The following is a 23,104-nucleotide window of genomic DNA, read 5'->3' as shown; positions in this document are numbered from 1 at the left end:
AGTGAAAACTTATTATTTAGACCATGCAGCAACAACTCCTCTGCATCCTTCTGTTTTAGAAGTGATGAGCAACAGTACACACATTGTTGGGAACCCGTCTAGTATTCATTCTTTTGGACGAGAAGCTAGAAAACATATAGACGATGCAAGGTCAACGATCGCTAAAAGTATTCAAGCAGATTTAAACGAAATCATCTTTACTTCTGGTGGAACGGAAGCTGATAATTTCGCCATTCTGGGGATTGCAAGAGCAATGAAAGATCAAGGCAAACATGTCATTACGTCAGAAATAGAACACCATGCTGTATTGCATGCCTTTCATCAACTGGAAAAAGAGGGTTTTGAGGTTACTTATTTACCTGTAACTTCTGAAGGGTTAATTTCATTAAATGATGTGAAACATGCTCTAAGAGAAGATACCATTCTTCTTTCCATTATGTACGGAAACAATGAGGTAGGAACGATACAGCCAATTAAAGAAATTGGATCATTAGTAAAAGATCTTCCTTTATATTTTCATACGGATGCAGTTCAAGCATATGGAATGATAGACATGGACGTCCGCGATTTAGGCGTCGATTTACTTTCCATTTCTTCCCACAAAATTAATGGTCCTAAAGGAATTGGTGCGCTTTATGCGAAAAAAAATTCACCTTTACAATCATTAACATATGGTGGCAGTCAAGAACGAAAGCGCCGTGCAGGTACAGAAAATGTGCAGGCAATTATAGGTTTTGCAGAAGCAGTAAAAATCTTGGAAAAAGAACGTGAGATAAAAACAAAACGTTTTCTTCATTTTAAGGAATTGTTACTTTCCACTTGGAGAAAGGAAAACGTACGATTTTCCGTAAATGGTTCGAAGGAGTTTTGTCTTCCACATATTTTAAATGTAAGCTTTGATGGAACAGACGTAGAAACTCTTCTAATCAATTTTGATATGGAAGGAATCGCTGTTTCAAGTGGGTCGGCATGTACTGCTGGGGCGGTGGAGCCATCACACGTACTAGTTGCCATGCACTCGGAGAATTCCCCGAAATTGCAAAACTCTATTCGCTTTAGTTTTGGTGAGAATTTGACGGAAGAAGATATAGTAGATGTTGCAAAAATGACATCACAGATAATCCATAGACTTGTGAAATAAATGAGAAAAAGGTGAAGTACCATGCAAGAAAAAGATAAATCACAAACCAGAGTAGTAGTAGGTATGTCTGGAGGTGTCGACTCATCCGTAGCTGCATACTTATTAAAAAAAGAAGGCTACGATGTGATAGGCATTTTCATGAAGAATTGGGATGACACAGACGAAAATGGCGTATGTACAGCTACGGAAGATTATGAAGACGTTATCCGAGTCTGCAATCAAATTGGTATTCCGTATTATGCCGTTAACTTCGAAAAACAATATTGGGACAAAGTTTTTACGTATTTCTTAGAAGAGTATAAGGCTGGAAGAACACCAAATCCCGATGTTATGTGCAACAAAGAAATTAAGTTTAAGGCTTTTTTAGAGCATGCATTAAAACTTGGTGCTGATTATTTGGCAACTGGTCATTACGCGCAAGTTGTCCGAGAAAACGGCGTAACGAAAATGTTACGTGGTGCAGATCATAACAAAGATCAAACGTATTTTTTAAATCAATTAAACCAAGAACAATTATCGAAAGTAATGTTCCCAATTGGTCATTTAGAGAAAAAACAAGTACGTGAAATTGCGAAAGAAGCAGATCTTTCTACCGCGACAAAAAAAGACTCTACGGGTATTTGTTTTATCGGTGAGCGTAACTTCAAAGAATTTCTATCGAATTATTTGCCTGCCCAAAAAGGGGAAATGAAAACGATGGAAGGTGAAGTGATGGGACAGCATGACGGACTTATGTATTACACAATCGGTCAACGTCACGGACTAGGAATTGGTGGAGCAGGGGATCCATGGTTTGTTCTAGGGAAAGAACTTGATACGAATACGCTTCTTGTCGGTCAGCATATTGACAATGAAGCACTTTATTCTGAAGCATTAACAGCAACAGACATTAGTTTCACAACATCCATTCCATCTGAAAAAGTGTTTGATTGCACGGCAAAATTCCGATATAGACAAGAGGATATAAATGTGACAGTCGAATTAGTGGGAAATGATCAAGCTACTGTCACCTTTCATCAACCGGTGAGAGCAATCACCCCTGGCCAAGCGGTCGTTTTTTATAACGGAAATGAATGTTTAGGTGGAGGAACGATTGATCAAGTATTTAAACATGGGAAAAAATTAGAGTATGTCGGCTAAGCTGGAGGTTCATATGACGGAAATGGAATTAGGAATTCAAGCTGTGCAAGAGAAAGATTATGAAAAAGCGGCGATTCATTTTAATCAAGCGATTGAGGATGCTCCGAACGATCCTATTGGATATATCAATTTTGGTAATTTACTAGCTCGGATGAATGAGATAGAACGTGCTGAGCGATTTTTTCAAAAAGCCATCACATTAGATGAATCAGCAGCTACTGCTTATTACGGATTGGCTAATTTATATTTTGAAAGTGAACGTTTAGAAGAAGCGGCAAAGCTCTATGAAAAAGCCATTCGTTATGAGTTGAAGAGTGCAGACGCCTATTATATGTTAGCAAGATCCTTAGATAATTTGGGTTCTACAAAGCTTGCTTTACCATATTATCAACGAGCGGCGGAACTGGAAAAAAAAGATATTCAAATTCAGCTGAGCTTTGGAATTTGTTTAGCGACACTTGAAATGTTTGAAGAAGCGAAAGAACAATTCTTCGTCGTACTTGCGCTTGATGAAAACAATGCAGATGCCCATTATAATCTTGGTGTATTGTACGCAGTTTCGACTGAAGATATCGAATCGGCAAAACATCATTTACACCAAGCAGTCACATTACAACCGAACTTTGACCAAGCACGTTATGTGTACGATATGTTATCGATGAAACAGTAGGGAGGGAAGATCTTTGTTTGTAGTTGGCAAACCAGTCGTCACCATATTTCATAATGCGAATAACCTGTATTCGATTATAAAATTGAAAGTCCAAGACACTGATTTGGACTACAACGAGAAGGAACTGATTGTTACGGGTTATTTCCCATCCCTCATGCAAGACGAACTTTACCGATTTAACGGGGAAATAAAAAATCATCCGAAATATGGCATGCAATTCCAAGTCACACAGTTTTCGAAAGAAGTTCCAGAAACGGAGCAAGGAATTGTAACTTATTTATCCAGTGATTTATTTCCTGGTATCGGGAAAAAGACGGCGGAGCAAATCGTTAAGACATTAGGTCCGAATGCTTTACGACTAATAATGGATGACCCGGAAGCGTTAAATCGCGTGAAGATCAAAAAAGAAAAAAAGGAATCAGTGAAACACCTAATTGAACAAAATCTCGGTTTAGAAAAAGTTCTCATACAATTGAACGAATGGGGTTTTGGTGCTCAGTTAGGGATGAAAATATACCAAACCTATAGAGAAGAAACAGTATCCGCTTTAACAGAAAACCCATATCGATTGATTGAGGATGTAGAAGGCGTCGGGTTTCATCGAGCAGATGAATTAGCCTATAAATTAGGTATTTCTGGAGACCATCCTTCTCGAATAAAAGCAGCGATTTTACATACGATTAATACTGCTTCTTTACAGGAAGGACATGTGTATGTCCCAGCAGAAAATCTTTTGCCACAAGTTCAAGAATTGCTGCATTCCAGTCATTCGAATGATGTGACGATCGAATCGATTACGTCTGCTGCACTAGAACTTGTAGAGGAAAGTAAACTCTGCGGCGAGTCAACCAACTTTTATTTACCTTCTCTCTATTTTTCAGAAGTAGGAATTGTGTCCAAAATGGAAGCGTTGATCGCGACGAATAGTGATCGCGACAAATTTCCAGTAGCTGATATTCGAAAATCACTTGGTAAAGTAGAAGAAAATTTAGGCGTTCAATATGCCAATACACAAGTAGACGCGATTGAAAAAGCGATGAATTCTTCTGTTTTATTATTAACAGGCGGCCCTGGCACAGGGAAAACGACAGTTGTCAGAGGACTAGTGGAGGTTTTCGCCAATTTACATGGTGAAACGCTTGATCCGACAGAGTATCGTAAAAAAGATCTTCCGTTTCCAATCGTTTTAGCAGCTCCGACAGGGCGAGCTGCGAAACGACTGCAAGAGTCCACCGGGTTACCTGCCAGCACCATTCATCGTTTATTAGGTTTTACAGGTCAAGAAAAAGAAGAAGAAACTGAAAAATTATTGGAAGCAAAGCTCATCATAATAGATGAAATGTCGATGGTAGATACTTGGCTAGCACATCAGTTATTAAAATCTATTCCTGAATCTGCACAACTAGTTTTTGTAGGAGATCAAGATCAATTACCACCAGTTGGACCAGGACAAGTGTTAAAGGACTTATTAGCTTCGAATAAAATTGAAACCGTGGAATTAACGGATATTTACCGTCAAAGTTCAGGCTCATCTATTATAGAGCTTGCCCATCAGATGAAACGAAATGAATTACCTCCCTCTCTTGTGGAGAAAACTTCTGACCGCTCTTTTTTACCAGCTTCCACTGAGCAAATTCCACAAGTAGTAGAACAAGTTGTGAAGAGTGCGTTATCAAAAGGGCATACGATGAAAGATATTCAAGTGCTTGCACCAATGTACAGAGGTCCGGCAGGGATAGATGCATTAAACAAAATGATTCAAGAAATGGTGAATCCTAATACAACTGGTAGAAAAGAAGTACAATTTGGAGATACGATTTATCGGATCGGAGACAAAGTATTGCAGCTCGTGAATCAACCGGAAAGTAATGTCTTTAATGGAGATATGGGAGAAGTTATTAGTATTTTCCGAGCGAATGAAACCATAGAAAAACAAGAATTAATCGTCGTTGATTTTGACGGGAATGAAGTAACATATACTCGCAGCGATTTAAATCAACTTACATTAGCTTATTGTTGTTCGATTCATAAATCGCAAGGCTCGGAATTTCCAATTGTGATAATGCCTGTTGTCAGGTCCTATCACAAAATGCTGCGAAAAAATTTGCTTTATACAGCTATTACACGAGCAAAGGATTTCTTAATCCTATGCGGTGAAGAATCTGTGTTCCGCATGGGTGTGAGTCGAACATCGGATTTAGAAAGACTTACTTCCTTAAAGGAAAGATTATCCGGTGAAGGAATGACTTCAGCGAATAAGTCAGAAGAACCAGTGGTAGAGATTGAGGGATTACAACAAACGAATTATTTACTTATTCACCCGATGATTGGTATGGACAATATTTCTCCCACCGATTTTATGTAAAGAACCATTTGACATCAACAAAGAACTTTTCTATAATTCAAACATAAATGAAAACATTGATGGAGATCGTATTATAAAGGAATCTGATTTAGAGAGTGATGGAAGTGCTGAAACATCACCAGATCGTTTAATACACGCTACTTCGGAGTGCAGCTAATCCCTGCCGTATGCCGCGTTAAGGCAATTCGAGCGACAGTATGTATACTGTAACTAGGGTGGTACCGCGAAACGTATAGTCTTCGTCCCTTCTTTTTAGGGATGAGGGCTTTTTATTATGTAAAAGGAGGAAGATGAACATGAAAGCAGCAGAAATTAGAAGAAAATACTTAGATTTTTTCGTAGAAAAGGAGCATGCAATTGAGCCAAGTGCACCACTAGTTCCTATTAATGATGCATCACTACTTTGGATTAATAGCGGTGTTGCAACATTAAAGAAATACTTTGATGGACGTGTAGTTCCATCGAATCCACGTATCACAAACGCTCAAAAATCGATTCGAACAAATGATATCGAAAACGTGGGAATTACCGCTCGACATCATACTTTTTTTGAAATGCTTGGCAACTTTTCAATTGGAGAATATTTTAAAAAAGAAGCAATTGAGTGGGCATGGGAATTTTTAACTGATAAAAAATGGATGGGATTTGATCCAGAAAAATTGTCCGTTACGGTTCATCCAGAAGACGAAGAAGCGTATGCAATGTGGAGAGATCTTATTGGTATACCAGAAGACAGAATTATTCGTTTAGAGGGTAACTTCTGGGATATCGGGGAAGGTCCAAGTGGGCCAAACTCAGAAATATTTTATGATCGCGGTGAAAGTTACGGTCAAAACGACCCGGCAGAGGAGATGTTCCCGGGGGGAGAAAATGAGCGTTACTTAGAAATCTGGAATCTTGTATTCTCTGAATTTAACCATAATCCAGACCATACGTACACACCACTTCCAAAACAAAACATTGATACAGGTATGGGATTAGAACGTATGGCATGTGTTGTTCAAGATGTTCCAACGAATTTTGAGACTGATTTGTTCATGCCAATTATTCGTGAAACCGAAAAATTAGCATCCGTTAGTTATGGTCACGATGATTCTTCCATGGTTGCATACAAAGTGATCGCCGATCATGTACGAACTGTTGCGTTTGCCATTGGAGACGGTGCACTTCCGTCCAATGAAGGAAGAGGATACGTGTTACGTCGTTTACTACGACGTGCAGTGCGTTACGCAAAGACATTGGGAATTGATCGTCCGTTTTTATATACACTCGTACCGGTAGTAGGGGAAATTATGGTCGACTTCTATCCAGAAGTATTGGAGAAAAAGGACTTCATTATGAAAGTAATGAAAACAGAAGAAGAAAGATTCCACGAAACGTTGCAAGGCGGACTAGATATTTTAACAACAGTGATCGCACAACAACAAAAGGTAAATTCTACTAAAATTCCAGGAGAAGATGCGTTTAAGCTATACGATACGTATGGATTCCCAGTGGAGTTAACAGAAGAATTTGCGCAAGAATCAGGTATGACTGTGGACATGGTTGGCTTTGAACAAGCACTGAATTCGCAACGGGATAGAGCTCGTGCTGCGCGAAAAGATGTCGACTCCATGCAAGTTCAATCAGAAGTTCTAGGTAACCTTAAAGACGAAAGCAAATTTGTCGGTTACGATACGACAACAATTACCTCTCAAGTCGTGCGCATTGTAAAAGATGGACAACTCGTTAATTCGGTTCAGGAAGGTGATACCGTACAACTTATTTTGAATGAAACGCCATTTTATGCAGAAAGCGGCGGACAAATTGCAGACGAAGGACAGCTAGTAAGTGATATGGCTACTGTTGAGATTAAAGATGTTCAGAAAGCTCCAAATGGACAAAATCTCCATACTGCTTTCGTTGCATCGGGGGAACTTTCAATTGGAGATGAAGTGACAGCAACTGTAAATATGGATTTACGAAATGAAACCATCAAAAATCACACAGCAACTCATTTACTACACCAAGCACTAAAAGAAGTTTTAGGTACACATGTAAACCAAGCAGGTTCATACGTTGGTCCTGAACGCTTACGTTTTGACTTTTCTCATTTTGGACAAATGAGCCCAGAGGAATTAGAACGTATTGAAACTAAAGTAAATGAAGCAATTTGGCAAAACCTACAAGTTGTCACTGGATATCATGGCATTAACGAAGCAAAAGAAATGGGTGCAATGGCTCTTTTCGGGGAAAAATACGGAGATATTGTTCGTGTGGTTTCTGTAGGAGACTACTCACTTGAGTTGTGTGGTGGTTGTCACGTTCAAAGTACCTCTCAAATTGGTTTATTTAAACTGGTATCTGAAAGTGGAATTGGAGCAGGTACTCGTCGAATTGAAGCAGTAACGGGTAGATCTGCATTTTTATTCCTTAAAGAACAAGAATCACAACTGGATGAAGTTGCATCGTTAGTAAAATCGACGAAAAAAGATGTCATTCAAAAAGTAAATGCTCTATTGGTAGATATGAAGCAGCTACAAAAAGAAAATGAATCACTTTCTTCAAAATTAGCAAGTAACCAATCTGGCAATTTACTCGATCAAATACAAACTTTTGGAGAAGTTCAAGTATTAAGTGCAAAAGTGGAGGCAAAAGACAACAACCAATTACGTCAACTGATGGATGACTTGAAATCGAAAGTATCTAAAGGAGTTCTTTTGCTTGCAGCGGTCAATGAAGGAAAAGTAATGCTTATTTCCGGCGTAACAAAAGATTTAGAGGGAACAAATTATCATGCAGGGAAACTCGTCAATCACGTCGCTATGCAATGTGACGGAAAAGGTGGCGGTCGACCAGATATGGCGATGGCTGGTGCAAAGGATCCTTCAAAACTTGATGCGGCACTTCAATCTGTGTATGATTATGTCAAATCAATTTAACTTGTAAGAACAATACTGTATACTGAAATGGTACTAGTAATTCGGGTATTACAAGGACTGCTAGGAAAGTGAGGTGCTGATCATGAGTTCATTTGACCAAACGATGAAGTTCAATTTCCCTGAAGAATCGGTGGAACAGGAAGTAAAACAAGTGATGTTACATGTTCATACTTCGCTTGAGGAAAAAGGGTACAATCCCATCAATCAAATTGTTGGTTATTTACTTTCAGGTGACCCTGCTTACATTCCTCGTCATCAAGATGCTAGAAACTTAATCCGTAAGTTAGAACGAGATGAGATTTTAGAAGAACTGGTGAAATTTTATATTAAGAAGAATAACGAGGAAAAGTAATGAGAATAATGGGAATGGATGTTGGAACAAAAACCGTAGGAATCGCCATTAGTGATGCCCTGGGGTGGACTGCTCAAGGAATCGAAACGATTAAAATCGATGAAGCGAACGGTCAGTTTGGAATGGAACGAGTAAAAGAACTTGTTTCCCAACATCAAGTAACAGAATTTGTCGTCGGTTATCCGAAGAACATGAATAACACGATCGGACCAAGAGCAGAAGCGAGTGAACGATATGCAGAGCTCTTACAAGAGACTTTTCACCACCCTGTTACACTTTGGGACGAGAGATTAACAACATCGGCAGCGGAAAAAATGCTAATTAGTGCAGATGTGAGTCGAAAAAAACGCAAACAAGTCATCGATAAGATGGCCGCAGTGATGATTTTACAAGGCTATTTAGATAGCAAATCTAATATGAGGTGAGCAAACATGGAACACGGACAAGAAAATATTACAGTAGTAGATGAAAACGGAAACGAACAACTTTGTGAAGTGCTTTTTACATTTGAATCAGAAGAATTTGAAAAATCTTACGTACTATACTATCCGGTAGGCGCAGATGAAGATGAAGATGGCGAAATTGAAATCCATGCTTCAGCGTTCATGCCTAACGAAGATGGAACAGATGGAGAACTTCTTCCAATTGAAACAGACGAAGAGTGGGAAATGATTGAAGAAATGTTAAACACGTTCTTAGATGAAGAAGAAGAGGAAGAAAACTAAGGTATACTTGTCATAGCGAAACGACCAACGATTCTTGTTGGTCGTTTTTTCATTTCAAATTCCCATAATAGAAAAAAGCTAAAGACTTGAAATCTACTTTTAAATTATGCGCAGGAATAGAGCGGTCTATACAATGAATCAAACGCTATCCTTGTAGAATCGATCATCAAGATGAAACGATTGATTTTCCGCTAGCTCCAATATAACTTTGACTCGAAACTTTTTCGGTAGAAGAACGTCTGAATTACGTATCATTTACTAGTTCATGACACAGTATTTCAAAGTAAGTACATTTACGACGCATTTATCCATTTTTCCTCGTATTCTTACTTTTGCTTTTGAGTGGACAACTGTATAATAGGAAAAGATAGAGGGGGAATCCCAATTGGAAAATGAATCAAAAAAAGAGATTATGTTCGAGCGTATGAAAGAAAAGAAAAAGGAAGTAAAGATAGTACGTAAAATTGTATTTATTATTGTGCTGGTCCTCTTTTTAGTAGTCGGTGTAGCTGCTTACTTTGGGTATAATTATGTGAAGGAAGGCTTACAACCGGTTAATGAAAATGCAAAAGATATTATTGAAATTAATGTGCCTATAGGATCGAATTTAGATTCGATTTCTGCTTTATTAGAGAAAAATAACATTATTCGCGACGCGAGAATATTTAAATATTATGCGAAGTTTAATAATGAGTCTGATTTCCAAGCAGGGGATTACGCGTTAACTCAATCTATGACATTTGATGAATTAATTACAAGTTTAAAAACGGGAAAAGTATATCGCGAGCCAGTTTTCAAGTTAACCGTACGTGAGGGTGTAAACTTAGAAGAAATTGCGGATATCATTGCTTCTAAAACGAATTACTCGGCGGATGAATTCATGGATTTAGTGACGGATGAAGGGTTTATTGAAGAAATGAAAGCTAAATATCCTAATCTTATTACGGAAGAAGTATCAAATGAGGCAATCCGTTATAATTTAGAGGGCTATTTATTTCCCGCGACGTATGATTTTTATGAAGAAAATCCAACATTACGTTCCATTGTGGAACAAATGTTAACGGCAACGCAAAAAGCCGTAACCCCATATACGGAAATGCTAGCAGAAGGTCAATCCGTTCATTGGTTATTGACATTTGCGTCGTTGTTAGAAGAAGAAGCCACAGAAGCCTCTGACAGAGCAACAATTGCAAGTGTATTTTATAATCGAATGAATGCAGAACCTCCAATGCCACTTCAAACGGATCCGACAGTGCTTTATTCGTTAGGATCACATAAAGACCGAGTGTTATTGGATGATTTAGAAACAGAAAGTCCTTACAATACGTATTTACACACTGGGTTACCACCAGGACCAATTGCAAATGCCGGTGTTTCTTCTATTGAAGCAGTATTGAATGCACCAGATACAGATTTTGTTTATTTCCTTGCTGATTCAGAAGGAAAAAATCATTTTGCAACAACCTATCAAGAGCATTTAGAAAACAAGAGCAAATATATCGATTAACATGAATTTATGAAGAAAGAAGGAAGGATTTCTCTTCCTTCTTCTTTTTGCGAAAAGAGTGATACAAGTGGACACTTATATTGAAAATTTCATTCCACCTAGAAGTGATTTGCTTCAAGAAATGGAAGCGTATGCATCAGATAACCATGTGCCAATTATGAGTCTCGTGGGTATTGAAGCCTTGCTTCAGGTTCTTGCAATTCAACAACCATCGTCTATTTTAGAGATTGGAACAGCGATCGGCTATTCTGCATTACGAATGGCAGAAAAGATTCCAAACGTGACAATTACAACAATTGAACGAGACGAAGAACGTGCGGAAGTAGCAAAACGTTATGTGGAAAGAGCATCAAAAAATGACCATATTGAAGTAATAGTAGGAGATGCTTTAGATATTGATCCGACTGTTTTTTCGGATTCTTTTTATGATGCTATTTTTATCGACGCTGCAAAAGGACAATATCGTGCTTTTTTTGACAAATATTCCGCGTTACTAGCACCAGGTGGCGTAATTTATTGTGATAATATGCTAATGCATGGGTTGACTACTTCTACATTAGAAGAAGTCCCAAAAAGAAAGCGAACAATGATCCGAAAATTGAAAGAATTTACAACTTTTATCATGACTCATCCGGAATTTGATTCTGCTTTTCTACCTGTAGGGGATGGGATTATTATTTCGAGAAAGAAGGAACGTTTGTGAAGACGGAATTAGTTGTCACTGCGCATTCATACGACCATATACAGCATTTACTTGATGCTGGGGCTGATGCAATCGTTGTTGGAGAAAGCAGGTTTGGACTTCGACTACCTGGGGAGTTTTCCATAGAAGAAATTAAACAGGCATCGACTCTTGTGAGAACGAGCGGAAAAAAATTATACGTTGCCGTCAATGCTATTTTTCATAATGAACATATTGAAGAGTTAGAAGCATATATGACAACTCTTCAAAGTTTCTCTATAGATCGTTTAATTTTTGGAGACCCTGCTGTCATCCAAATAAATCGTCAATTAGACGAACCATTTGAATTAACGTGGAATGCGGAAACGACTGCAACAAATTGGTTTACCGCAAACTATTGGGGAAAAAGAGGCGCGAAGCGAGCTGTCCTTGCACGAGAGTTAAATTTAGATGAAATTTTGGAAATGAAAGAACATGCAACAGTGGAACTAGAAGTGCAAGTTCATGGCATGACATGCATGTTTCAGTCGAAGCGTGCCCTAATAGGTAACTATTTTATGTACTTGCAACAAGCGATGAAAATAGAACCTCAACATTCCACCGGAATGATGAGTTTATACGATAAAGAACGCGACCAATATTACCCGATATTAGAGGATTCCAATGGTACCCATATTTTCAGTCCGCGTGACATTTGTTTAGTGGAAGAGTTAAGCGAATTGCTAGAGGCTGGTGTAGATGCGTTTAAAATTGATGGGATTCTACATGAAGAAGCATATGTAACGGAAGTAACGAAACGATACCGTCAAGCGATAGACGCCTACTATCAATCAGCTGAGACTTATGAGGAAATAAAAGAAAATCTGGCTGACCAATTGAATGAAATCCAACCTAGACATCGAAAAATGGATACTGGTTTTCTTTGGAAAGAGACCGTTTATTAACGAACAAATAGGAGGTGAAAAAGTTGCGAAAAAAACCAGAATTACTTGCGCCTGCTGGAAATCTAGAAAAATTGAAGGTCGCAATACACTATGGAGCAGACGCGGTTTTTATCGGAGGTCAAGAATTCGGACTACGTTCCAATGCAGGGAACTTTACAATTGACGAGATGAAAGAAGCTGTGGAATTTGCCAATAATTATGAGGCGAAAATATATGTTACAACAAATATTTTCGCTCATAATGAAAACATGGACGGATTAGATACTTATTTAGCTTCCATACAAGGAGCTGGCATTACGGGTATCATTGTTGCAGATCCTTTAATTATCGAAACGTGTAAAATCGCAGCGCCTAAATTAGAGATTCACTTGAGCACACAACAATCTTTGTCGAACTATAAAGCAGTAGAGTACTGGAAGCAAGAAGGTTTACATCGGGTTGTCTTGGCGCGAGAAACAAGCGCTGAAGAAATTAGACTCATGAAAGAGAAAGTGCCGATCGAAATCGAAGCATTTATTCATGGTGCGATGTGCATCGCATATAGTGGACGTTGCACGCTTTCGAATCATATGACTGCCCGAGATTCAAATCGTGGCGGATGTTGTCAGTCCTGTAGATGGGATTATGCTTTAACGGATGCTTATAGCGAGCAACCTGCTGTTACTAGTGAAGCTGTTCCGTTTGCCATGAGCCCGAAAGATTTAAATCTTTTGCAATCGATTCCAAAAATGATGGATTTAGGTGTCGATTCGCTTAAAATTGAAGGTCGAATGAAATCGATTCATTATATTGCAACCGTTGTTTCAGTTTATCGAAAAGTAATAGATGGCTATTTCGACAATCCAGAAAGCTTTGAAATTTTACCAGAGTGGGTCGAAGAATTGGCTAAATGTGCGAATCGGGAAACAGCTAGTGCCTTTTTTGAAAATGAACCTGGGTACGAGCAACAAATGTTCGGTGTTCATTCCAAGAAAAATGACATTGATTTTGTGGGATTTGTACAAAGCTATGACCACGAAACAAAGATGGTCACGGTCCAGCAACGAAACAAATTTAACCCTGGGGAGAAAGTAGAGTTTTTCGGTCCGGAAATTGACAATTTCGAGATCACCATTGATACTATTTACGATGACAAGGGGAATGTAGTGGAATCGGCAAATCATCCGCTACAAGTAATTCAATTTAAATGCGATCATCCTGTTTATCCCATGAACATGATGAGGAAGGAGCTTCAAACATGAACAAAAAGAAACCCGTTGTCATAGGAATTGCTGGGGGTTCTGGTTCTGGAAAAACAAGTGTGACGAACGCAATATACGAAGTGTACAAAGAGAAAGCAGTGGTAGTGATTGAACAAGATTATTATTACAAAGATCAAAGTCATTTAGAATTTGAAGAAAGACTTCAAACAAATTATGATCATCCGCTTGCTTTTGATAACGAATTACTAATCGAGCACCTACATCAATTGTTGGAACGACAAGCGATTGAAAAGCCAGTGTATGATTATGCAGTACATACAAGATCTTCTAAGACAATCCATATTGAACCGCAAGATGTCATTATTTTAGAAGGAATACTGGTATTAGAAGATGAAAAACTACGAGAATTAATGGATATTAAACTATTTGTTGATACAGATGCGGATTTACGAATCATTCGACGAATTTTACGCGACATTAATGAACGTGGCAGATCGATCGATTCGGTAGTAGAGCAGTATTTAACGGTTGTACGACCAATGCACAACCAGTTTATCGAACCGACAAAACGATATGCAGATATTATTATCCCAGAAGGTGGACAAAATCAAGTAGCCATTGACTTAATGGTTACAAAAATTAAAACAATTCTTGAATCTGATAACATCTTGTAATATGATTGTGAAAGATTACCAAAATACCTGTAATCTATGCCGCATAGTTTCACGACTAGCGGCATAGTATTTTTAGCAGATAGTATATAATCGTTTTATCTAAAACAGATAGTGTGTTCTCTTCGGTTGAATAAAGAGAATATTTCCTGTGAAGGTAAAGTAGTTTAAGGAGTGGAAGACTTTGTCGAACGAAAAACAATATCCTATGACAGTTGTAGGAAAGAAAAAATTAGAAGATGAACTTGAATTCCTCAAAACAGTTAAACGTAAAGAAGTGGTAGAACGAATTAAAATAGCACGTGATTTTGGAGATCTATCCGAAAACTCGGAGTATGATTCTGCAAAAGAAGACCAAGCATTTATCGAAGGTCGAATTTCGACATTAGAATCGATGATTCGAAATGCTGTCATCATCGAAGAAAACGAACAAGATAATGGAACAGTTACTTTAGGTAAAACGGTTTCTTTTATTGAAATTCCAGATGGAGACGAAGAAACCTACACGATTGTTGGTTCTGCAGAAGCTGATCCTTTAGAGGGACTAATCTCCAATGATTCACCGATTGCAAAAAGCTTATTAGGCCGTTCTGTAGGAGAGCAAGTAAAAGTACTTACTCCTGGTGGCGAAATGGATGTAAAAATTATTTCTATCACATAAAGTACGAGGTGCATCAATTATAGAAATCGTCATGGAATCATTCCGTGGCGATTTTCATTTTAATTAGCTTAAATCGTGCAAAATTTTGTTAACGGTATCAAATTTTAAATTGGTTTCTAGTGGAATGATAATAAGTTGAAACTTCTTTGAGAATTGCTCGTCACATTTGTAATGAAGCACTGTGTTACAATTTGAATCGTATGAAAAAGGAGTGACAAGTAATGCCTAGTCGATTAAATAATCGAGCAACAAAAACAAAGACGGATAAAATCTTAAATACTCTCATCGGAGTTGTATTGGTACTTATCATTATTACTGCGGGTATCATTTTCTGGAGTAGTCGAGGTGGAGATGAGGAAAGAGCAGCCTCGAATCGCGACAACGAAGAAGCAGTTTCAGAGGATACAGTGCAAGAGGATGAAGAGGATTTAGAGGATGCAGTTGAAGAAAATGATGAACCAGATATTACGACAGAACCTGTTGAACCAGAAGAATCGGATGATGAAACCCCAGTGAATGAAAATTCGGATGATACATCAGAAGAAACTAAAACTCCACCAGCCAATGGAGAGTTTGAACCGATTGGAACTTCTCAAACTGGTGAACATGTGTCAAGTTACGATAAAAATTCCGTCGACTGGAAAGAAAAAGTAAGCGCGTTAAGTTATGCAACAGGATTAGCGCCAAACGACATGATTGTTTGGTACATTGGAAATGGTGGTTCTCCACAAAAATCGGTGGGAACTGTTTCTTCTAATGATAAGGAAAAGAAATACAAAGTTTATCTAGAGTGGGTAGATCAAGAAGGTTGGTTGCCTACAAAAGTGGAAACTTTACAAACGTTGGACGGCTCCTATTGACATAGCCGTCCTTTTTGTCTATTTTTAATGAAGCAAGTTGGGAATGAAAGAGGAGAGTTTATCGTGAAAATTGCTGTTATTGGCGCAATGGAACAAGAAGTAGAATTATTACGACATGCAATCGAGCAACCTACAGAAAAAACAATCGCAAATTGTGAATTTACTTCAGGTTATTATGAGGGTAAAGAAGTCATCCTTTTAAAAAGTGGAATTGGCAAAGTAAATGCTGCTATGAGTACGACATTATTGCTTCATGAATTTCAACCAGATGTTGTGATAAATACCGGTTCTGCTGGAGGATTTGACGCTGCACTTGACGTTGGTTCAATCGTTATTTCGGAAGATGTTCGTCATCACGATGTGGATGTTACTGCTTTTGGATATGCGATGGGACAAGTGCCAGGATTACCTGAAGGGTTTTCTTCTGATGCATCACTAATGGACTTAGCAGAAGCTGCGGTAAAGAAAATAGGAAAGCATTCGTATGGACGAGGTTTAATCATCACGGGAGATTCGTTTATGCATGACACAGATCGTGTTGAATCCGTAAGGGGTCACTTCCCACTAGCTAAAGCTTCGGAAATGGAAGCTGCTGCGGTGGCGCAAGTTTGTCATCAATTTGAAACACCATTTGTTGTCATTCGGGCTTTGTCCGATATTGCAGGAAAAGAGTCTTCCATTAGTTTTGATGAATTTTTACCGATCGCTGCAAAACATTCAACAGAAATCGTCTTAGAAGTTATTCGCTCTTTCGATTCTCCATGATCGAAGGAGTTTTTTCATGTTTGAATTGTTGATATAGATGGACTAGTGCTCTTTTTTCAATTCTTGACACGTAGCTTCGCGAAATATTAAGTTCTTTTGCAATTTGCTTTTGTGTCATTTCTTCTAAACCGAACAAGCCGAATCTACGGACAATGATATCCCATTCTCGTCCTTCTAATTTAGATAGATGTTGATAAAGTTTCGTCTTTTCATCGTTCCATTCGATTTGTTCCGAGGTATCTTGATCATTTGAAGGGAGCAAATCAGCAATTTGTAGTGCGCGACCTTCTAAATCGATTCCAACGGATTCATAGAGGGATACGTCTTTTTGCACTTTCTTCTGTGTGCGTAAATACATGAGTATTTCATTTTCTATACATCGAGCGGCGTATGTCGCAAGGCGAGTTTTCTTTTCAGGGGTGAAACTCGAGATCGCTTTCATGAGCCCGATTGTACCGATGGAGATGTAATCGTCTAAAAGTTCATGTTTGGGATGGAATTTCTTTACGACATGCGCAACTAGCCTCATATTGCGTTCTATCAATTCATTCTTTGCATGTTCATCACCTTCTGCGGCTCGTTGTAAAAATAAGGCTTCTTCTTTTTCATTCAAAGGACTTTTAAACGCCTGCCCTTTTAAATAACCGACAAATGCAGGGAAATCCAACCATAATTGTATAACGAAAGTAAGAATTCCTGACAAGTCAATCCTCCTTGCAACTATCCTATGTAGAACGTTGTCGGAAAATGAGAACATGCCTCTATAAAAATTATCTAAAAAAAACCTGTAAACACACCACCTTGGCGATCGTTTACAGGAAGACTGGTCATATTTTCTTTAATTGAAAGTTACTGATCATTAATATTGCCAATAAAGGCATCATGAACATGTAAAAAACTGAAGGCAACAAGGTGATACCTAGATAAGATAACGTTAATAGCGTTCCGGCAGCGGTAATTGGTAATCCGGTAAAGTATCCATTTGACTCCGTAATATTAAATCGTGCTAAACGTAGCGCACCAGCTGCTATATAAAGAATGGTCATGACCATTCCCGGTGCACCAAAGTGAACCAAATCGGTCATAAATAATAGGATTGCTGGCGCAACGCCAAATGAGATAATATCGCTCATGGAATCTAGCTGTTTTCCTAATTCCGATTCCATATTGTATTTACGAGCAATCATTCCGTCAAAACGATCTAATAAAGCCGCGATAAAAATGAACAGAACACTATAACTATAATTTTCATTAATGGACGTTAAAATAGCTGCTCCACCAAATGATAAATTCGCCAACGTAACAAAGTTTGCAGTTTGAAGTTTAATTTTTTTAATCGTTTGGTCAATTCGTTCTAAAAAGTACAACTATGAGCGCTCCTTTGATGGTAAACTAAGTTTCATTATATGATGTAATGGTTGAAAAGAATAGAGTATTTTTACGGAGGAAATAGCATGAAATCATTTATGTACCAAAAATGTGTCGAACTAACGAATACGAAATTTACGACTACTCTTTTGCGTAAATTTGTTACATCCTCCGCTAGTAAACGAATAATCCCTTCATATGCGAAAACCTTTCAAATTCCGACTGAAGAAATAGACTCGTCGTTTCAATCGTATGCTAGCTTGCAAGATTTTTTTACACGACGTATTCCTTCTTCTTTGCGGAATGTTAACACTTCTACCGATACTCTCACCAGTCCTGTCGACGGTAAAATTGAAGCATTTGGAACATTATCTGACTCCTTTCATTTTCATGTAAAAGGACAAGCATATTCGATTGAAGAGATGGTAGGAAAAGAACTAGCACAGGAGTATGCTAACGGGTCTTACATTGTATGTTATTTAAGTCCCGCGAATTATCACCGTATCCACAGTCCACTTTCAGCTAACCGAGTATCCACTAAAACGTATGGATTAACCTCCTATCCGGTCAATAAAGCCGGCTTACGATATGGCAAACGTCCACTTTCCAAAAATTTTCGTAAAATAGTTGAGTTGAAAAATGACCAACATTCTGTCGTGCTGGCAATGATCGGTGCTATGTTTGTCAATTCGATACATTTAATGGATACAACAATCTATAAAAAAGGAGACGAAATAGGCTATTTTTCCTTTGGATCAACGGTGATTTTATTATCAAAAAAAGAAGAATTCGCGTTTGCTGAGAATTTACGTGCAGGAGATATAGTGAAGTTCGGAGAGCCTCTCGGGTATATGCTATAATATGTGAAGAATATTTGATCGGAGTGTCACGGAATGACTAATTACTTTTTACCAAGTGAATTTGTAAAAGATGTTTTTACAATCACGCCCGAAAGATTGAAATCTAAAAATATCCGCGCGATTATCACAGATTTGGATAATACATTAGTGGAATGGGATAGACCCGGTGCTACACCAAAGTTAATCGAATGGTTTAAAAGCATGAAAGACGCTGGGATTCAAGTAATCATTGTTTCGAATAACAATGAACTACGGGTAAAATCGTTTGCTGATCCTCTAGGAATACCATTTATTTTTAAAGCACGTAAACCAATGGGAAAAGCTTTTAGAAAAGCATTGCATTTATTGGATGCGCGTAAAGAAGAAGTTGTGATGATAGGTGATCAGTTATTAACGGACGTTGTCGGCGGAAATCGACTAGGTATTCATACGATTCTTGTTGTACCTGTCGCAAAGTCAGATGGCTTTTTTACGCGCTTTAATCGAATGGTAGAACGTGCGATTTTTAAATCGCTTAAACGACGTGGGCATGTAACATGGAAGGAAGATATTTAATGGAACAAGTAGTTTGTATAGGATGCGGAGCAGCTATTCAAAGTGAGAATCCAAATGAAGTAGGATATGCACCAGAGGCTTCTTTAAAAAAAGAAACAGTTATCTGTCAACGATGTTTTCGATTAAAGAATTACAATGAAATTCAACCAGTTTCTTTAACCGACGATGATTTTTTACGTATTTTAACTAGCTTAGGAAATCAAAATGGTCTTATCGTTAAAATCGTGGACATTTTCGATTTTAATGGAAGTTGGTTACCTGGATTACAACGATTCGTAGGCTCGAATCCAATTTTACTGATCGGGAATAAAGTTGATTTGTTACCGAAATCGGTGAAACCGAATCGGGTGATTCATTGGATGAAGCAAGAAGCTCACAAACTTGGACTTAAACCGATTGACGTGCTTTTAGTTAGTTCTGTAAAAGGAAATGGTATGGAACAGGCAATGGATGCAATTGATCGATATCGTGAAGGGAAAGACGTGTATGTGGTTGGTTGTACGAACGTAGGGAAATCGACGTTTATTAACCGTATTATTAAGAACGTAACAGGGGAAAATAACGTTATCACTACTTCCCATTTTCCAGGTACTACACTTGACCTCATCGACATTCCGCTAGAAGATGGGAAATCACTTCATGATACGCCAGGGATTATTAATCACCATCAGATGGCACATTTTTTAGATGCTTCCGAGTTGAAAGTCATTACGCCAAAAAGTGAATTAAAGCCAAAAGTTTTTCAGCTTAATCCTGAGCAAACGCTTTATTTAGGTGGTGTAGCTCGCTTTGATTTTATTCAAGGTACAAGGAGTTCGTTTACAGTACATGTATCGAATAGCTTGATGATTCATCGGACGAAACTTCAAAATGCGGATGCATTATATGAAAATCATTTAGGTGAAATGCTCGTGCCACCTGGACCAATTTCAAAGGAACAATTTCCAGAGCTTGTACGACACGAATTTCGAGTCAAGGAAGACAAAACAGATATCGTCATTTCTGGTCTAGGTTGGATCACGGTAAATAAAGGAAATATTGTCGTTGCCGTTCATGCTCCTAAAGGCGTTAATGTTCAAATTCGACCATCTCTCATTTAAGGAGATTTTCATGAAAAAATGGTATGCGGTTATTGGTTCACCAATCGACCATTCAAAGTCCCCAATTATGCATAATAGCTGGTTTGAACAGTTAGAGATCGATGCAACGTATATTCCTATTCGAGTGGAACCAGAAAACTTAGAAGAAGCTCTTCACGCGATGACGATACTAGGATGTGAAGGATTTAATGTAACGGTTCCTTTGAAAGAAAAAATTATTCCATTTTTATCGGCAATAGATCCATCGGCACAAGCAATAGGCGCCGTGAACACGGTGAAAAAAACCGAAAATGGATGGATTGGATACAACACGGACGGAATTGGCTTTGTGAAAGCCTTTGAAAACGACTTTGGAAAATCATTGCGTATGGCAAAAGGACTTGTCATAGGCGCAGGAGGAGCAGCGAGAGGAATTGTCGATGCACTAAAGAACTCCGGCTATATGGATGTAGACATCACCAACAGGACGCTAGAACGTGCACTAGTTTTACAAAAAGAATTTCGATTAGCTAATGTCCTCGAATGGAGAAATATAAGGGACCTTTCCATGTATGATTTTATTATTCAAACGACATCAAACGGGTTACGTTCTTCCGAAAATTGGCCAATTCAATTTGATACTTTAAAGCGAAGTTGTAAAATAAGTGATATTATTTATAACCCTTGGGAAACACAATTTCTTCATCAAGCGAAGCAGCATCAACTAGATGTTCAAAATGGGTTAGGTATGTTCGTTCATCAAGGAGCTGAAAGCTTTTATCTTTGGACTGGTCAATATCCGAACACAGAAAAAATAGTTTCCGTATTAGAAACAACATTAGGAGGAAATCATGTTAACAGGTAAACAAAAACGATTTTTACGAAGCGAGGCACATCATTTAGATCCCATTTTCCAAGTAGGAAAAGGCGGGGTAAATGAGCATATGGTAAAACAAATTGCGGAAGCTCTAGAAGTTCGTGAATTAATTAAAATAAGCATTCTTCAAAATTGTGAAGAAGACAAACAAACAGTCGCGGAACAACTTGCGAAAGGTGCGAACGCAGAATTAGTTCAGCTTATTGGGTTAACTGTAGTTTTATACAAAGCTTCTAAAAACAATAAGCGCATTGAGTTGCCTAAAAAGGGTTGATGTACTGTGAAAAAAGTTTGTCTTTTTGGTGGAAGTTTTAATCCACCACATATAGCGCATTTCATCCTTGCAAACGAAGTGTACCATGCAGGAGATTTTGATGAGTTGCGATTCATGCCAACAAATATTTCACCACATAAACAGGCTCTAGCGATGCTTCGACCAGAAGATCGAGTACGAATGTTAGAAGCAGTTACAAAAACATTCCCATATTTTTCGGTTGAGACAATCGAATTAGAAAGAGAAGGAGTTTCATACACATATGAAACACTGCGCGCTTTAAAGGAACGAGAACCTGATACTGTGTTTTCCATGTTAATTGGTGCAGATATGATTGAAAATCTTCCTTCGTGGTATAAAATAGACGAATTACAGCAGCTAGTTCACTTTGTTGGAGTAAGACGTCCTACTTACGAGGTGAAAAGTACGATTCCCGTCGAACTTTTTAATACGCCAGAACTTCAACTATCATCCACGATTATTCGAGAGAGACTATCTCGTAATCAGGATGTTTCTTTTCTCGTTCCAAATGAAGTGAAGGAAATCATCATAAGGGAGGGGTGGTATCGTGCGTGAAAAAATTCTAGAAGCGGTAACGCAAGCCATGCCTTCAAATCGAGTAGTGCATACATTAGGAGTAGAAGAAACGGCAATTTCTCTTTCCAAAAATTTTGCACTTAACTTGGAAGATGTTCAAGCGGCTGCTCTTTTACATGACATTGTGAAATTCGAAGACAAGAACTGGCTAAAACAGCAAATCCTCGATAACTACTTGCCTACTGATTTGTTAGAATTTCACGTCGAATTATGGCATTCTCATGTAGGAGCCGTCGTTGCAAAAGAGCAATTCGGGATAACAGATGAAACGGTATTGAATGCTATTCGTTTCCATACGACTGGAAGAGATGGTATGTCTGCATTAGAAAAAGTAATCTATGTAGCAGATTTACTTGAGCCAAATCGCCAATTCCCTGGCGTTGATTTCTTAAGAGAACAAGTAAACAAAGATTTTCACAAAGGATTTGAAGAATGCGTTGTGCATTCCTTATCCTATTTAATAAAAAAACGAGTACCGATATATCCAGATAGTTTGGCGTGTTATAATGATGTGGTAAAAGGAAGGAAACGTGAAGAATGACTGAAAAATCGTTACTAGAAATTGCATACAAAGCTGCTGATGATAAACGAGCAGAAGATATTGTCGTATTAAACATGAAAGGAGTTTCCTTACTGGCAGATTATTTCCTAATTTGTCATGCGAACTCTGACCGCCAAGTCCAAGCGATTGCGAAAGAATTAGCGGACCAAGCAATGAAAGCAGGATATGAAGTCAAACGGTTAGAAGGTTTTGACGCTGCAAGATGGGTGTTAGTGGATATGGGTGATGTCGTTGCGCATGTTTTCCATCAAGAAGAACGTAAATTTTATAACTTAGAACGTTTATGGGGAGACGCCCCTTTAATAGATGTAGAGTTAGAGGCGTAA

General features: G+C 38.3%; 26 protein-coding genes. 24 read left to right on the top strand and 2 right to left on the bottom strand.

Translation table 11 applies throughout. The features are described from left to right. The first annotated feature begins 1 nt into the window (after window position 1). The 16 genes from D3873_RS07330 (at window position 2) to mtnN (ending at window position 16,606) form a co-directional block, all read left to right on the top strand. The gene (locus D3873_RS07330) at window positions 2–1,141 is read left to right on the top strand and encodes a cysteine desulfurase family protein (protein ID WP_119883451.1); all 1,140 of its coding nucleotides are present in this window, start codon (window positions 2–4) and stop codon (window positions 1,139–1,141) included. Window positions 1,142–1,162: 21 nt separating this feature from the next. After that, on the top strand, window positions 1,163–2,281 hold the full coding sequence (mnmA, locus tag D3873_RS07325; protein ID WP_119883450.1) for a tRNA 2-thiouridine(34) synthase MnmA: 1,119 nt from the start codon (window positions 1,163–1,165) through the stop codon (window positions 2,279–2,281). A 13-nt stretch (window positions 2,282–2,294) separates the two neighbouring features. Beyond that, window positions 2,295–2,951: a tetratricopeptide repeat protein gene (locus tag D3873_RS07320; RefSeq protein ID WP_119883449.1), complete on the top strand. Its 657-nt coding sequence runs from the start codon at window positions 2,295–2,297 to the stop codon at window positions 2,949–2,951. A gap of 13 nt (window positions 2,952–2,964) precedes the next feature. Next, the gene (gene recD2, locus D3873_RS07315; RefSeq protein ID WP_119883448.1) at window positions 2,965–5,316 is read left to right on the top strand and encodes an SF1B family DNA helicase RecD2; all 2,352 of its coding nucleotides are present in this window, start codon (window positions 2,965–2,967) and stop codon (window positions 5,314–5,316) included. Window positions 5,317–5,612: 296 nt separating this feature from the next. Next, window positions 5,613–8,237: an alanine--tRNA ligase gene (alaS, locus tag D3873_RS07310; RefSeq protein WP_119883447.1), complete on the top strand. Its 2,625-nt coding sequence runs from the start codon at window positions 5,613–5,615 to the stop codon at window positions 8,235–8,237. Between the two features lie 82 nt (window positions 8,238–8,319). Beyond that, complete coding sequence (locus D3873_RS07305) at window positions 8,320–8,589, top strand: IreB family regulatory phosphoprotein (RefSeq protein WP_119883446.1); 270 nt, start codon at window positions 8,320–8,322, stop codon at window positions 8,587–8,589. Further along, complete coding sequence (ruvX, locus tag D3873_RS07300; RefSeq protein ID WP_119883445.1) at window positions 8,589–9,014, top strand: Holliday junction resolvase RuvX; 426 nt, start codon at window positions 8,589–8,591, stop codon at window positions 9,012–9,014. The genes D3873_RS07305 and ruvX overlap by 1 nt, the downstream gene beginning before the upstream one ends. Before the next feature lie 6 nt (window positions 9,015–9,020). Next, a complete protein-coding gene (locus tag D3873_RS07295) occupies window positions 9,021–9,314 on the top strand; it encodes a DUF1292 domain-containing protein (RefSeq protein WP_119883444.1) in 294 nt (97 codons plus the stop codon). A 385-nt stretch (window positions 9,315–9,699) separates the two neighbouring features. Next, window positions 9,700–10,821, top strand: a complete 1,122-nt coding sequence (gene mltG, locus D3873_RS07290) for an endolytic transglycosylase MltG (protein ID WP_119883443.1) — start codon at window positions 9,700–9,702, stop codon at window positions 10,819–10,821. A gap of 67 nt (window positions 10,822–10,888) precedes the next feature. Next, window positions 10,889–11,524 (top strand): O-methyltransferase, encoded by a 636-nt coding sequence (locus tag D3873_RS07285; RefSeq protein WP_420798985.1) that lies wholly within the window; start codon window positions 10,889–10,891, stop codon window positions 11,522–11,524. Beyond that, the gene (locus tag D3873_RS07280) at window positions 11,521–12,447 is read left to right on the top strand and encodes a peptidase U32 family protein (RefSeq protein WP_119883441.1); all 927 of its coding nucleotides are present in this window, start codon (window positions 11,521–11,523) and stop codon (window positions 12,445–12,447) included. The genes D3873_RS07285 and D3873_RS07280 overlap by 4 nt, the downstream gene beginning before the upstream one ends. A gap of 23 nt (window positions 12,448–12,470) precedes the next feature. Continuing rightward, complete coding sequence (locus D3873_RS07275; RefSeq protein WP_238473755.1) at window positions 12,471–13,688, top strand: peptidase U32 family protein; 1,218 nt, start codon at window positions 12,471–12,473, stop codon at window positions 13,686–13,688. After that, complete coding sequence (udk, locus tag D3873_RS07270; RefSeq protein ID WP_119883439.1) at window positions 13,685–14,323, top strand: uridine kinase; 639 nt, start codon at window positions 13,685–13,687, stop codon at window positions 14,321–14,323. Before D3873_RS07275 ends, udk begins: the two co-directional genes overlap by 4 nt. A 181-nt stretch (window positions 14,324–14,504) precedes the next feature. Continuing rightward, window positions 14,505–14,981 (top strand): transcription elongation factor GreA, encoded by a 477-nt coding sequence (gene greA, locus D3873_RS07265; RefSeq protein ID WP_119883438.1) that lies wholly within the window; start codon window positions 14,505–14,507, stop codon window positions 14,979–14,981. 221 nt (window positions 14,982–15,202) lie between these two features. Further along, entirely contained in the window at window positions 15,203–15,841 is a 639-nt protein-coding gene (locus D3873_RS07260; RefSeq protein ID WP_119883437.1) for a YrrS family protein, read from the top strand. A 63-nt stretch (window positions 15,842–15,904) separates the two neighbouring features. Next, complete coding sequence (mtnN, locus tag D3873_RS07255) at window positions 15,905–16,606, top strand: 5'-methylthioadenosine/S-adenosylhomocysteine nucleosidase (protein ID WP_119883436.1); 702 nt, start codon at window positions 15,905–15,907, stop codon at window positions 16,604–16,606. Here the strand turns inward: mtnN and sigK are convergent. Further along, complete coding sequence (gene sigK / locus D3873_RS07250; RefSeq protein WP_119883435.1) at window positions 16,581–17,309, bottom strand: RNA polymerase sporulation sigma factor SigK; 729 nt, start codon at window positions 17,307–17,309, stop codon at window positions 16,581–16,583. The two genes, mtnN and sigK, sit on opposite strands and share 26 nt — an antisense overlap. A gap of 124 nt (window positions 17,310–17,433) precedes the next feature. After that, window positions 17,434–17,973, bottom strand: a complete 540-nt coding sequence (pssA, locus tag D3873_RS07245; RefSeq protein WP_119883434.1) for a CDP-diacylglycerol--serine O-phosphatidyltransferase — start codon at window positions 17,971–17,973, stop codon at window positions 17,434–17,436. An 87-nt stretch (window positions 17,974–18,060) separates the two neighbouring features. Between pssA and D3873_RS07240 the strand changes: the two genes are divergently transcribed. Genes D3873_RS07240 through rsfS form a run of 8 tightly spaced genes read left to right on the top strand, consistent with a single transcriptional unit; the run spans window position 18,061 to window position 23,104 of the window. Further along, window positions 18,061–18,834 (top strand): phosphatidylserine decarboxylase, encoded by a 774-nt coding sequence (locus tag D3873_RS07240; protein ID WP_119883433.1) that lies wholly within the window; start codon window positions 18,061–18,063, stop codon window positions 18,832–18,834. A 33-nt stretch (window positions 18,835–18,867) separates the two neighbouring features. Continuing rightward, window positions 18,868–19,389, top strand: a complete 522-nt coding sequence (locus D3873_RS07235) for a YqeG family HAD IIIA-type phosphatase (protein WP_119883432.1) — start codon at window positions 18,868–18,870, stop codon at window positions 19,387–19,389. Then, the gene (yqeH, locus tag D3873_RS07230; protein WP_119883431.1) at window positions 19,389–20,489 is read left to right on the top strand and encodes a ribosome biogenesis GTPase YqeH; all 1,101 of its coding nucleotides are present in this window, start codon (window positions 19,389–19,391) and stop codon (window positions 20,487–20,489) included. Before D3873_RS07235 ends, yqeH begins: the two co-directional genes overlap by 1 nt. Before the next feature lie 10 nt (window positions 20,490–20,499). After that, window positions 20,500–21,333 carry a shikimate dehydrogenase gene (gene aroE, locus D3873_RS07225; protein WP_119883430.1) on the top strand — a complete coding sequence of 278 codons (834 nt, stop codon included), beginning with the start codon at window positions 20,500–20,502 and terminating at the stop codon, window positions 21,331–21,333. Next, the gene (gene yhbY / locus D3873_RS07220) at window positions 21,320–21,619 is read left to right on the top strand and encodes a ribosome assembly RNA-binding protein YhbY (RefSeq protein ID WP_119883429.1); all 300 of its coding nucleotides are present in this window, start codon (window positions 21,320–21,322) and stop codon (window positions 21,617–21,619) included. The genes aroE and yhbY overlap by 14 nt, the downstream gene beginning before the upstream one ends. A 6-nt stretch (window positions 21,620–21,625) precedes the next feature. Continuing rightward, a complete protein-coding gene (locus tag D3873_RS07215) occupies window positions 21,626–22,195 on the top strand; it encodes a nicotinate-nucleotide adenylyltransferase (RefSeq protein WP_119883428.1) in 570 nt (189 codons plus the stop codon). Continuing rightward, window positions 22,188–22,757: a bis(5'-nucleosyl)-tetraphosphatase (symmetrical) YqeK gene (gene yqeK, locus D3873_RS07210; protein ID WP_238473754.1), complete on the top strand. Its 570-nt coding sequence runs from the start codon at window positions 22,188–22,190 to the stop codon at window positions 22,755–22,757. The genes D3873_RS07215 and yqeK overlap by 8 nt, the downstream gene beginning before the upstream one ends. Further along, on the top strand, window positions 22,754–23,104 hold the full coding sequence (rsfS, locus tag D3873_RS07205; protein ID WP_119883426.1) for a ribosome silencing factor: 351 nt from the start codon (window positions 22,754–22,756) through the stop codon (window positions 23,102–23,104). The genes yqeK and rsfS overlap by 4 nt, the downstream gene beginning before the upstream one ends.

Source organism: Paenisporosarcina cavernae, from assembly GCF_003595195.1.
Taxonomy (GTDB): Bacteria; Bacillota; Bacilli; order Bacillales_A; family Planococcaceae; genus Paenisporosarcina; species Paenisporosarcina cavernae.
Note: the sequence above shows the minus strand (reverse complement) of the source record. Positions and strands in the feature narration are given on the sequence as shown.